Origin of the sequence: Sporomusa sp. (assembly GCF_035561255.1) — a bacterium.
GTDB lineage: Bacteria > Bacillota > Negativicutes > Sporomusales > Sporomusaceae > Sporomusa.
In genome coordinates, this window is sequence record NZ_DATMXX010000224.1 from 1 (window position 1) to 12,138 (window position 12,138).

Consider the following 12,138-nt stretch of genomic DNA (forward strand, 5'->3'; position numbering starts at 1 on the left):
ATTTGATGGACTCCAGGAGAATCATTAACATTCTCGCTATAAGGCAATTACAATTACAATTAGAAAGGGAACTTGCTAATACTTTTTTGACAGCAAATATCTCTTGACAAAATCATCCATCAGTAGTAAATTTAAGACAAGAAAAGAAGTTAATGGAAAATGAATAATCAGAAAATTGGGTTTAAAATAGCATAAAGAGTTAGGTACAGGTATCCGCAAGGATATAATAGAAAAGCTGGTTCAAGACCAGCGCGGTCCCGCCACTGTAATGGGGAGTGAAGCCATGTTTTTGCCACTGAGACATACCTGTCTTGGGAAGGTTTGGTGGAGCGATGATCCAGAGCCAGGAGAACTGCCTGTACAACAATCACCGTTGACCTGCGAGAGAAAGGGAGGGGATTACGTGCATGCTTTTTGCCGGCATTTTTCCGGGATAAATGCAGAAGCCTCCTTGAGTGTTGTCATCACAGGAGGCTTCTTTTTATTTTTATTTTGCCGGTTGTGAGCGTACAATAGAGAACTTTTTAAGGATAACGGACTTTTAATACCTGCAAAAGTTGCGTTTAGACACAATTATGTCCTTGTGTGTTGGCAAATGGTAATTGTAACCACAGCAGGTACAGGTGCCTTTTTAGAAGGCTTAATAGGGAAGTCCGGTGCAAATCCGGCGCGGTCCCGTCACTGTAACAGTGGGTCAGCCCTACAATGCCACTGGAAGCGATAAACATTCCGGGAAGGCAGGGCAGGTGATGAACTGGAACCAGGAGAACTGCCTGTACGGAAAATCTTCGCTTAACCTGCGATGAACAGGAAGAAGATTAGGCTTCAGCTTGTGTGAGCTTTATCCGGATGGCAGTTCGCAGAAAGAGTTGGTTATTGAAGCTCTTACTAGTCACCTGGAGTTTAGAATGAAGTGTAAGAGAACAGGAAGCCGCGAACAGTAAGTAATATGGCGGATTAACCGGACACGCAGAAAACTTTGTTGGATGAACAGAATAAAGCCAGCAAAAATAAATGCAGACAAATAGTCATATTATCTTGAAAGCACACATAAGATGAATAGGAAACAACAACAACATAACGTTGGGATAGGTGCCCTTCGGGGCTTAATAGGGAAGTCCGGTTAGATGCCGGCGCGGTCCCGCCACTGTAACGGGGAGCAATCTCGCACAATGCCACTGGGGTGAAAGCCTTGGGAAGGCGCGACGAATGCTATGAACCGGAGCCAGGAGAACTGCCTTATCCAGCAATCGCCGTTTTACCCACGAGGTATGGGGAGGGGATTACGTGAAACTAAGGCCAGATTCTAGCCGGTTAGCGTAAGCACTCCCAATAAGGGAGTTTTTTTATTCGCTATTATTACCGGATTAATTAGTTTTTCCCCGGTTTAGCGTCGTACAAGCATTATTTGTTCATAAGGACACAAATAAATAATCATGTTGAGGAAATAGAATGAAAAAAATAATAGGAACCTTTTCATTACTGCTTGCCGTATTTTTCATATGCGGACTGCTGGCTCCCACTGAGGCTCTAGCCGCCAAGGCCCAGGACAGGCAAGCCGCCGCTGTCGGTTATGTCAACAAACAGCAGGTCTTCAGCAGTTATCCCGGCATCCAGGAGATTATGAGAGAGATTCAAGCCATGCGCGAAGCAGCACAGAAAGATTACGACGCCCGGTCCAAAGACCTGCCGGATGCAGAGCGAAAAGCCCTAAACGACACCATCGCCCGCGAGGAAGCGCAAAAGGAAGACGCCCGGATGAAACCGGTGGGAGACAAAATTGAGGCGTCCATTAAGGCCGTCGCCGAGGAAAAAGGGTTGACAGTAATTATTGACGCAGCAACCGTGGTCTACGGCGGGATCGACATTACCGCCGACGCGATAAGTAAAGTAAAACAATAAGCAGCAGCAGCGACAGCTTTCATTAGCCTGTTCGTCCCGCCCGGACGTGATGACGACGCCCGGACGGGCTGCGATAGGAATTCGATCCAAGGAGGTGAGTTCTTTTCCAATGGGTAGTAAAGAAAAGACCTCAGCAGCCGACAAGCTGTTGACGATCACAAGGTAAGAAAAACAACAACTAGGGAGAGGTGTTTCGTATGTCAACGGTAATTGCGAGTTTTTACAACTTTGGAGTTAGCCCTGTAGCAGGCCGAGTCAGATTAATTTCCTCCACCGGTGCTACGCCGGCAGTTGTCAGTGGCTCAGGTGTGAACCTTGCCACTACTGATCCTGTTGCCTTTTACTTTAATGGCGGCAACAGCACCGGCATTCGCGTATTGGTAGTAGAAAGACGTTACAATGTAAGCTTTGTTCAGATTTTCTGCTTTCTTTCCGTCTATGATCCCAGCACTTGGACGCAAACTGTAGCGCCTAATACCACGGCCTATCAATACAGCGATAGCACCGACTTGCTTAATATTTATAACCTCAACTCCCCAGGCGGGGCGAATGCCGGCACGCTCTTTGGCGCCGACTATTCTGCCGGTAGAGTGTTCAAATTAATCCATGCTAAACCTAGCACTACAGAAACTCTGACGCTGGCTTCCGATTATTATCAATTTACAGCAACAGGAGCCGCTGCAATATCAGCTGGTGCTACAGCTTATAGCGTCGATACCGTCTTCAATACCGAAACCCCGATAAATTACATTTATGCTGTAGCGCAACAATATGTGGTTTCGCCTGCTGGTAGTTCCAATCCCAACGACTACACTTACTTTCCCAGCGTTATCGTTAAGCTGAATGCTTCTAATTTAGCAGCTAGTCCGGTCGATGGGCCAGATGCGACCATAGCGCCGAATGTGTTCGAACTTCAGTTTTACGTCGACAGGCTTTATACAACCGCCCTGGGTGGACCGCAATGGAATAGTACCCCGATTGTATGGAATGAGGCATCCAAAATTCAGAGAGTGGCGCTCGCTAATCTTGCGGTAACCGATCTGGTCCGTCCTTCGACTGTTGCAGAAGCGTCAACAGATGACGAATTCGATATCCGGTCCCTGGCTATTCTCTCCAATGGCGATGTTTATATTCTGGCCGGTTCCTACGATGGCTCATTTGCCCTTTCCGGTCGTCTGTGGGCAACTACAATTTCAGATTTAGATGCTGCCAGCGATGACCTCATATCCAATGTCTCAGGTGCTACCATTGCTGTTAATATCTCTACAGTCTTCGGCTACCTGTGGGCTGCATTGCCGGCTAACGACATTAGCAAAGTTTGGGGCATGTTAGGTGTCGATCTTGGCATCTATGACGCAGGCGGTATTGTTACCGGGACAAGTGCCATTTCCGCAGGTACGGCGTCTGAGTGGACTACCGGCAGCCCGTCATTTAATGCAGTTGCCTTGGCGATGCCATCCATTACGCGCCTGAAAGGGGCTGCCCCGGCTTCCATCAAATCGGTGCGTGGTTTTGTACATCCGCTGCTGGCTTCCCGCGCTGGCGTGAAACCGGAAGACTTCGACAAGTTTGTTAATTCGTATCTAGGTAAATAATGTTTAACTGCTCTTAGGGAAGGGGCGGATTTCTCCGCCCCTTTCCTAGTTATGTTATGTAGGAGGAAGTTTTTTTTGCGCAGAAGAAGTAAAAATCATAAAAAAGATAGGCAGCAATGTTGCAATCATAAATTAACGAAGAAAGCCTTAATTCTTTCCCTGGTGCTAGCCTCCGTATATTCTTATAACACTTGTGCGTTTGCGTCCCAAAGTATTACCGGCGAAGTCGTTGATCAGACAAGCTGGGGAGCGACTGCAGGGGAAAACGTCAGCATTCCGGAAGGCACAACCTGGCGAACCTATGTATCTGCCAGCGACACGGGAACAACATACAAGGCAAACATCACTCTGGAAGAAAACAGTATCTGGCGGCCATTAGACGCTAAGGACATCACAGTCCGTAACGGTGCAACCTCCGTGTTTATTATGAAAGATGGCGCTACGATTGATTTAGCGTATAAGTACAGCAGCGCCAATGGTTATACAGAAGCAAATGGGTATGATACGTGGCCGATAAATAGTAATGCAGCGCGAGTCGCTGGTCGTAAAATTACAATATGGAACGGACAATTTGGCGATAATCTTACCTTCTGCATTAATCTTGGTACATACAATTCCATAACAGGCACTGGCTATAAGGATACGGTAATTTTGCAAAGCCCAACATTGATTGATACAACTGATGGTGCAACATCTAATGTTACAGTAGCATATACACTGAATAAAAATTTTGCCGGTTATAATTGGACCCAAGAGACTGCTGCCTTGCTTGAAGGAAAAGTAGTCGAAGTATTTCGTATTAGCAGTTCAACATCGGATATAATGGACAAATTCAATGTTACTGGTTCTGCTACTAATCAGGTGGATGGTGCACTGAACAAGTATGTAATTTCAACAGAACTTTTGAACGATCCATTTAATACCGTAGCAGATAACACAAATAAAAGATGGAGTGTCTTCTGGACGGCGCAAAAACAAGACTTCATGTCTCAGGGAGCCTACTCCGCAGCCAACGCAGCCCTCTCGACCCGCAATCTGTGGCGAATTGAGGACGGTCTCTTCTGGAAACGCGGCGATGACCAGCGGTTCGCCAACCGCAGCATTGGCCAGGACGATTTTGGTCAGCGGGAAGGCGTGTGGGCCAATACCTGGCGGGGCAAATATAGCTATGACGGCGTGCAAAATTCCAGCTTTGGCCAGACCTACAGCGGCATCCAGGTTGGTTACGACAAGCTGCGGGATCGGGAACTGCTTGGCGGCAAGCTCTATACCGGGCTGTTCTTCAGCAAGATGACGTCCGATGCCGACTTCTATGCCCAAAATACCGGCGGCGCGGATTATAACAGCGGTAGAGGGGATTTGGACAGCAATGGCCTCGGCGCGTACATGCTCTGGGTAGGCAACAAAGGCCACTACCTGGATACCATGGTGCGCTGGAGTAAAATCGATAACGAATATACCTATACCGATTCCTTCGGCGACAGCTACCAGAAGGATTTTAACGCGAAAACCTACGGTCTCGGCGCTCGCTATGGCCTGCGCATGGATAAAGGCAATGGCTGGTACGTAGAACCGCAAGTTGGTCTTTCTTACGGCGTCATGCGTTCCTTTGACTTCCGTCAGGATAACGGTCTAAAATATGCGCAAGACCAAATGGACATGCTGATAGGCCGCGCCGGACTGTCCATAGGCAAAAGCTACGGGCAGGGCGATCATGCTGGCGAAGCGTACCTCAAGCTGTCCGCCAACCACGACTTCATGAATAGCGGCAACGCCATGATGTACGCCATGCAGAACAGTACAACTGTGCTTGCTTCGCAAACGGTGGATACGCTGGCCGGCAAGGACACCTGGTACGATGTGACGTTGGGCAGCCATTTCAAGTTAGGCGGCAGTCGGGACGGCTGGCTGGAGGTTAATAAATCCTTCAGCGGCAAGGTCGATACCGACTGGCAACTCAACGGCGGTGTTTCCTGGCGTTGGGGCGGCCCCTCACGGGCGAGCAAAGCAACGTACCGGACTCAGCAAGAGCCCAGCGGCCTAAGACTGAACCAAACGGAGACCGTTCCGCTATCCGAAAGTAACTCGGGCAGTCTGCCACAAGCGGCACTGGCAGAAACGAATATCGCGGCTCCAGCTCCGGCGACGCGGGAGGCAAACGCAGCGGGACAGTATCCGGCAACGATAAAGGAAGACGCTGCCACTGACAAAGCTGCCAACACCAATTTGCCAGCGGTTAATGGTCCATCGCAGGTTATTCAACCAGCCACCGTTGATCATGATACTAGTAACACTAACAACACGACAAGCGCTATTGAACCCATGGCGACAGGCGGCACGAATAGCACAGGGGCAACCGGTGTGCTGCAGCAGGGAGATGCGGATGAGTTTACTTTGACGCCGCTGCTCGTCGAAGCCGCCCGCCCGGACTGGGAGAAAAAACTGTCGCCGGGTACGGTATCTGTCATTGATGTGCCGAAATACGAGGGCGAGCATAAGACGCTGGGCGATCTGCTGCAAACAGTGCCGGGCGTCTATATCGACAAACTTTCCGGCGGCGGGACCGGCCACTATTCGACGGTGCGCGTGCGCGGCTCCTCGGCCAGCCAGGTCAATATCTACATGGATGGTGTCCTGGTGAATACCGGCAGCGAGCAGGCCGTTAATCTCGAAAACCTCAACATCGACAATGTGGAACGCATCGAAGTCTACCGGGGCTACATCCCGGCCCGCTTCGCCGGTGCGGCCATGGGCGGTGCGATCAACATTGTCACGAAAAAGCCGGACAAAACCGGCGGCAAGGTCAGCTATGGCCTGCGCTCCTTTGGCGGGCAGAAATTCAACCTGGAAACAACGGCTCCGCTCGGCAACGGCAGTTTGCTGTTGGCGGCGAATCGGGAAGAGGCCACGGGTGACTTTAAGTATAATAAACTTTATGCCTCTTATAACAATGACAGCCCAACCTATCCCCGAGACCGTTGGCGTCAGAATAATAGTTATGAAAACAACAATATCCTCGCTAAGTGGCAGGACGACAACTGGTTTGTCAAGTTCAACTACATTAACAATAAGACCCACACGCCGCAGGCGGTCGGCTCCTATCTGGCCGATCTACCTGAACAGTATTGGCCGGCTTCTTTTAATAGTGCTCAGCAGGCCATGTATGGCGGTACGGTGGATACGGAAAAAACCGAGCTATCCTTCGGTCGCCGCCAGCAGACCGGCAATGTCGAATGGGGCTGGAAGCTCGACACGGTCCATCAGAACAAAGAGGCGCTCTGGGCCAGATATGGGGCTGGCAATCGGAATTTCGTCTTTGGCACCAATACCTTCCGCAGCGATAGCTATAGCGCTTCCGTTGACGGCACCTGGAAGATGGGAGAAAGTCACCTGCTGGAATTCCTGGCTACCGGCACCAAGGAAACGATGAAGGTGAAGTTTGACGCCGATCAGTATTCCAGTATAAATTGGAAAAAAGACTTTGAGGCTGCGTTCCTGCCGAAATACGACATGAGCAACTACTACTTCCAACTGCAGGATACCATGAAGCTGGACGATGCCGGCAGCCTGACCTTTACGCCACTGGTGCGGGCGCAAAAGTCCAATATCGGCATTGAGGTCATGGACGGCGAAGGCTGGCTGTACAGCTACAACCTCGGCCTGAAGAAAAAGCTGAATGACCAGTGGACCACCTGGGCTACCTATGGCACCTATCACCGGCTGCCGAGCTGGTACGAGGTGTATGGCGACGGTGTCAACCTGGTGTCCAAATGGAAAGAATTCAACAACGCGTCTGCCTGGAGTCCATATACCTCTGCGGAACATGGGAAGAACTGGGATGTATCCGTAAACCGGAGCGGCAAACTGTTCGGTACGGACAACGACACCACTCTGACCTATTTTCATCGCAAGTCGGAAAACCTGTTAACCACCGTCTTTAATCCGTTGACCGGCGCGACCTGGTATGCCAATTACGGAGCCGGCGAGATTCAGGGTGTAGAGCTTAGCAGTAAAATGCACTGGGAAAAATTCGACTTTACGCTAAGCACCACCTGGCAGGATTCCTTAATCACCAAGGGGTACAAAGCCTATAATAATATGAGCAATTCGTCTTGGCAGGGACAGCCGTTCCCCTGGACGCCGGAGTGGGCAGTCAATGCCAGGCTGGATTACCGTTTCCCCGGCGATAAGTTCAGCGTCTTTGGCGAATACAACTGGACGGATAAGCTCAGCTGGTTTAATAATGCCGGTGAAGCCGCCTACTATGAACCCATGGGACTCTTCAACATCGGTATGAAATACAGCTTCGACAAGCAGCTCAAACTGAATGCCGGTATTAATGATGTCGCCAATAAAGGGCCCAAGCAGCTCATGCGGTATTTACAGAGCGATCTTTATGACAAGGACAATGTGGCCTATCCACAACAAGGAAGAACCTATTACATGACTGTGGAATACTCATTCTAATATTGCTCCCTGCGGCAGTCTCTTATGTACCCGCAGGGACAAAATAACGAAGGAGAGCGACTATGGAGGCTAAGCGTAAGTTGTTGATTATGAAAATGGATCTTCTCGACGATATGCGGGAAATTGATGCGATCCAGAAAGCGGTTGCGCAAAAGGCCGTAGGCTTGGTGGAAGTGAGCGTTGTCGACTGCGAACAGCCGGAGGACATCCTCGCTGCTGCTACTGCTAACAAGCCGAACTGGGTGCATATCGTCGGCCGCAGCAATGACAAAAAACTGATTTTTTCCGGCGGCAAAAACGCGGAAAGCCAGGTTGACCGCATTCGTTTGGTGAAAAACTTGCGGGAGGCAGCGCCAACTCTGACCTTGCTTACGCTGAACAGTAAGCTGAACAACCGGGATTTGGGCAATATGGGTCAGCTGTATGCCATGATTGGTATGGAAAATGGCTATAATCCCTTAGCTTCACGCCTGTTTATGCCGCGTTTTTACGTAAATATCTGTGCGGGCATGCCGTTGGCGCTTGCCGCGAAAGCCGCTATTGAAGGTATGCAGCAAGAAGTGGTTCAGCACGGCGGGATACCGTCCATGTGTTTTAGCCACACCATTGATCCGGAAACGTTTACGCTTTTACCAAGAGAAACTGTAATGAATTAGCAGCAAAAGCAAAGCGCTGTTTGCCATCAACCGTGACCAGGCCCGAGACGGCAGGGCTTGCTGCCTGGCAGCAGCCATAAGAATAACAGGCCTAGACAGTTGTCCGGGCCTGTTATTTATTCTGCCGGTTTAGGATTATGAAATGCGAATCCATCAAAAGGAGGCAGATAACCGATGAATCAGGAAAAAGGGGAAATCAGACTGGACCTTTTGCCGTTTATCGCCAGGGCGATTGCCGAAAAGCCGGCGGCCAGGCAGCAACTGGACGCTATTTATGCCGAATTTTAGCTTTATCGCCTCGGAAGATGTTAAGTATGACCTGGCGGTACTAGAGGCCGCCGACGCCATTGTTGTTCATTGGAGATTTTTGGGCCACAGTCTGTTTTACCGGACTGTGAATTATGCCGGCAAACTCAATAAAAAAATTGTCTACTTTGGCAACAGCAACGAACAACAATTGCTGCAGTCTTTATACCGGGAATGTATTTTACCAATGGAGAAAAAAAGCTAAAGGAGGTTTTTGTATGCAGGCGCATGTGATTTTGCCTGACTGCAGGGAAGTAGGGACAGGCTGGCTGCCGCCGCTGCCTGATCTGCGCGACTACACCGAACGCCATCCCAACCTGCAGGAAACCATCAAACGCCTGGGAATCGACAAAACTGCGCCTTTGCCGGATAAGGTGGATTTGCGCCGGTGGTGCAGCACGCCGGTGCCGAATCAGGGCAACCTGGGGGCCTGTACCGCCCACGCGGCGGCGGCTATTATTGAATACTTTCAGAACCGGGCCTTTGACAAGCATTTTACCGCCTCGCGGCTCTTCATCTACAAGAACGCCCGCAATCTGCAGGGGTTGACTGGTGATCAAGGCTCCTATATCCGTGAGACTATGGGGGCACTGGCGCTGTGCGGCGTACCGCCGGAAAAATACTGGCCATATACCGATAAGGTTCCTGATTTTGACAAAGAGCCGACTTCCTTTGTCTATGCGATTGCCGACAACTATGAAGCGCTGCAGTATTTCTGCCACGACCCCGCCGGCACCGATACGGCTCCGGCCGATGTTCTTAGCAGCGTAAAAAGATATCTGGCGGCCGGCGTGCCCTCCATGTTTGGCTTTTACGGCTTTGCTTCGTTTACCAATACGGATATCCCTGGCGGCATTCCCGGCCCCGGCCCAAATGAACAGGCTAGTTGGGGCCACGCGGTAGCGGCTTTTGGCTACGATGATACACTTACAATCAAAAATACCCAATATAATCAGGAAACTACGGGAGCCCTCTTATTCCGCAACTCCTGGGGCAGCACCTGGGGCGATGCCGGCTATGGCTGGCTGCCGTATGAATATGTGTTGAATAAGCTGGCGACAGATTTTTGGTCGCTTCTCAATATGGCGTGGATTGATGGGAATACTAAAGCTGAGTTAACTTAGAGTTAATCGCCTGGCCGGACAAGAGGGAGAGTGATTGTCATGGATACTGCTACTGTTTAAATACAGAGTAGCAGTGCAGGACGGCGAAATTAAAAGAATGGCACTTCAGAACCCCTATAACACTGGGTTTCTAAAGTGCCATTTTAAATATTTAAAATCCTATTCTAAGTAATTCTTATATTAAATATAATCATATCAGAATTTATGATTTGGGGGAAAAGGATATGTCTAATCACTATCTTACCAGCAATCAGGGAAAGCCTGTTACTGATGATCAGCATTCATTAACAGTAGGTGAAAGGGGGCCAATTTTACTTGAAGACATAGTTTTCCTTGAAAAGCTTTCACATTTCGACAGGGAGAGGATCCCGGAAAGAGTACTACATGCCAAAGGTGCCGGAGCTTTTGGTTTTTTTGTACCCTATAAATCAATGGCGCCATTAACCAGGGCAGTTTTTTTGCAAGATCCCGAAAAGAAAACACCTGTGTTTGTTCGGTTTTCAGTAGCAGCAGGCTCTTTGGGTAGTGCAGACACAGTACGGGACATCCGTGGATTTTCTGTAAAATTTTATACAGAAGAAGGTAATTACGATCTTGTTGGCAACCATATTCCGGTGTTTCCAATTAGAGATCCGCTGCAATTTCCGGATCTAGTTCATGCCTTAAAACCTGATCCGGTTACTAATGTCCGGGGCGGACCAATATCCAGCAGCCGCTTTTGGGATTTCATGTCGTTAAGGCCGGAGTCTATGAATTTTCTCACCTATTTATTTTCAGATATTGGAACTGTCAAAAGCTATCGAACCATTCAGGGGTTTAGCGTCAACACCTATAAGTGGGTGAATCTACGCGGGGAAGAGGTATATGTTAAATACCACTGGGAACCATGTGCAGGCGTTGAGTACATAGACAGCAAGACAGCGGCTCAACTTGCAGGCACGGACCCGGATATAGCCCGGCGGGATTTATTTGATACTATTGCCGCAGGTCATACTGTCGAATTTGAAATGCGTGTACAACTACTGAAAGGTGACGATGAATGCGATTTGCCATTTGACCCATTGGATTCTACTAATATTTGGCCGGAAGACTTATTTCCATTAATGCCGGTAGGCAGAATGGTGTTAGATAGAAATCCTGAGAATTATTTTGTTGAAGTCGAACAATCCGCCTTTGCGCCTGCAGCAATTGTGCCAGGCATTGATTTTTCTAATGATAGAATATTGCAAGGCCGTATCTTTGCCTATGGAGATACGCAAAGATACCGCATCGGCACCAATTATTTACAACTACCCACTAATATGCCTAGAGAGCCGATTGACAATAAGATGCAGGATGGGGCGATGCAATCCATGTACAGCGAAGGCGTTGCCAACTATTTACCCAATACATTAGGTGGTGGGATGCCACTGGAGGCACCTGAGATCGGTAAACCTGCACAGAATTTCGCTTCAGGTAATGTAGAGCGAAAAGAATTAACAGGCGACAATTATTATCAAGCCAGGTATAGATATCGGACCATGTCTGCAATGGAAAAGAAACGTTTGGTTGCGAATATTGTCGAGAACTTAAGTCAGGCTTATGATCCTATAAAAAAGAGAATGCTCGAACATTTCATGCGGACAGACAATGAGCTGGGTAGCAGAATAGCAAAAGGAATAAATATGACCATATAAGCAGTGAAGCTTTGGGTCAGATAACGGCAGTTTATTTCCCGAACCTTCCATCGACTGCGCAGCTTATCTTTTATATAATAGTAATAAGAACTCTCACTAGGAAGGGAAACATCATGAAACCCATATGGCGCACAATTAATATTTCAACAAACTTTCTTCAACTCTGTAAATCTTCCTTGCATAAAAGCAAAGAGATCGAAATTTCGGGGTTCGAAGTGACCCAAATTCGAATCAACAGGTGCATTCAGCCCGATTAGCATAATAATTATCTATCGCCTAAAGACCTTAATCATCCCACTTACTGACTTGTAACTGCTTTTCGTGCTGAGCAGATAGTTTATACTTGTAAGGTAGAACATTGTATAAACAGGGTACGGTGCAATTAAATATAGCTATCCCCGATAGTAAAAGT

General features: G+C 48.7%; 7 protein-coding genes and 3 riboswitches. All 7 genes read left to right on the forward strand.

Annotated features, from left to right (window positions below; translation table 11 throughout):
- The first annotated feature begins 190 nt into the window (after positions 1-190).
- A riboswitch (cobalamin riboswitch) is annotated at positions 191-374 on the forward strand.
- A gap of 230 nt (positions 375-604) precedes the next feature.
- Positions 605-791, forward strand: a riboswitch (cobalamin riboswitch).
- A 282-nt stretch (positions 792-1,073) separates the two neighbouring features.
- A riboswitch (cobalamin riboswitch) is annotated at positions 1,074-1,256 on the forward strand.
- A 196-nt stretch (positions 1,257-1,452) separates the two neighbouring features.
- The 7 genes from VN379_RS12060 (at position 1,453) to VN379_RS12090 (ending at position 11,726) form a co-directional block, all read left to right on the forward strand.
- Positions 1,453-1,902 (forward strand): OmpH family outer membrane protein, encoded by a 450-nt coding sequence (locus VN379_RS12060; protein ID WP_325534140.1) that lies wholly within the window; start codon positions 1,453-1,455, stop codon positions 1,900-1,902.
- Between the two features lie 197 nt (positions 1,903-2,099).
- The gene (locus tag VN379_RS12065) at positions 2,100-3,497 is read left to right on the forward strand and encodes a hypothetical protein (RefSeq protein WP_325534142.1); all 1,398 of its coding nucleotides are present in this window, start codon (positions 2,100-2,102) and stop codon (positions 3,495-3,497) included.
- A 75-nt stretch (positions 3,498-3,572) separates the two neighbouring features.
- On the forward strand, positions 3,573-7,964 hold the full coding sequence (locus VN379_RS12070) for a TonB-dependent receptor domain-containing protein (protein WP_325534144.1): 4,392 nt from the start codon (positions 3,573-3,575) through the stop codon (positions 7,962-7,964).
- A gap of 62 nt (positions 7,965-8,026) precedes the next feature.
- Complete coding sequence (locus tag VN379_RS12075) at positions 8,027-8,620, forward strand: hypothetical protein (RefSeq protein WP_325534146.1); 594 nt, start codon at positions 8,027-8,029, stop codon at positions 8,618-8,620.
- A gap of 274 nt (positions 8,621-8,894) precedes the next feature.
- Positions 8,895-9,131, forward strand: coding sequence for a hypothetical protein (locus VN379_RS12080; protein ID WP_325534148.1), 237 nt, complete (start codon positions 8,895-8,897; stop codon positions 9,129-9,131).
- Between the two features lie 13 nt (positions 9,132-9,144).
- Complete coding sequence (locus tag VN379_RS12085; protein ID WP_325534150.1) at positions 9,145-10,050, forward strand: C1 family peptidase; 906 nt, start codon at positions 9,145-9,147, stop codon at positions 10,048-10,050.
- Between the two features lie 224 nt (positions 10,051-10,274).
- On the forward strand, positions 10,275-11,726 hold the full coding sequence (locus VN379_RS12090) for a catalase (RefSeq protein WP_325534152.1): 1,452 nt from the start codon (positions 10,275-10,277) through the stop codon (positions 11,724-11,726).
- Positions 11,727-12,138: the final 412 nt, after the last annotated feature.

What these genes read in the sequence shown, in the direction of transcription:
- VN379_RS12060 (WP_325534140.1), top strand. Translation starts at nt 1,453, where the DNA reads ATGAAAAAAATAATAGGAACCTTTTCATTACTGCTTGCCGTATTTTTC.
- VN379_RS12065 (WP_325534142.1), top strand. Translation starts at nt 2,100, where the DNA reads ATGTCAACGGTAATTGCGAGTTTTTACAACTTTGGAGTTAGCCCTGTA.
- VN379_RS12075 (WP_325534146.1), top strand. Translation starts at nt 8,027, where the DNA reads ATGGAGGCTAAGCGTAAGTTGTTGATTATGAAAATGGATCTTCTCGAC.
- VN379_RS12080 (WP_325534148.1), top strand. Translation starts at nt 8,895, where the DNA reads ATGCCGAATTTTAGCTTTATCGCCTCGGAAGATGTTAAGTATGACCTG.
- VN379_RS12085 (WP_325534150.1), top strand. Translation starts at nt 9,145, where the DNA reads ATGCAGGCGCATGTGATTTTGCCTGACTGCAGGGAAGTAGGGACAGGC.
- VN379_RS12090 (WP_325534152.1), top strand. Translation starts at nt 10,275, where the DNA reads ATGTCTAATCACTATCTTACCAGCAATCAGGGAAAGCCTGTTACTGAT.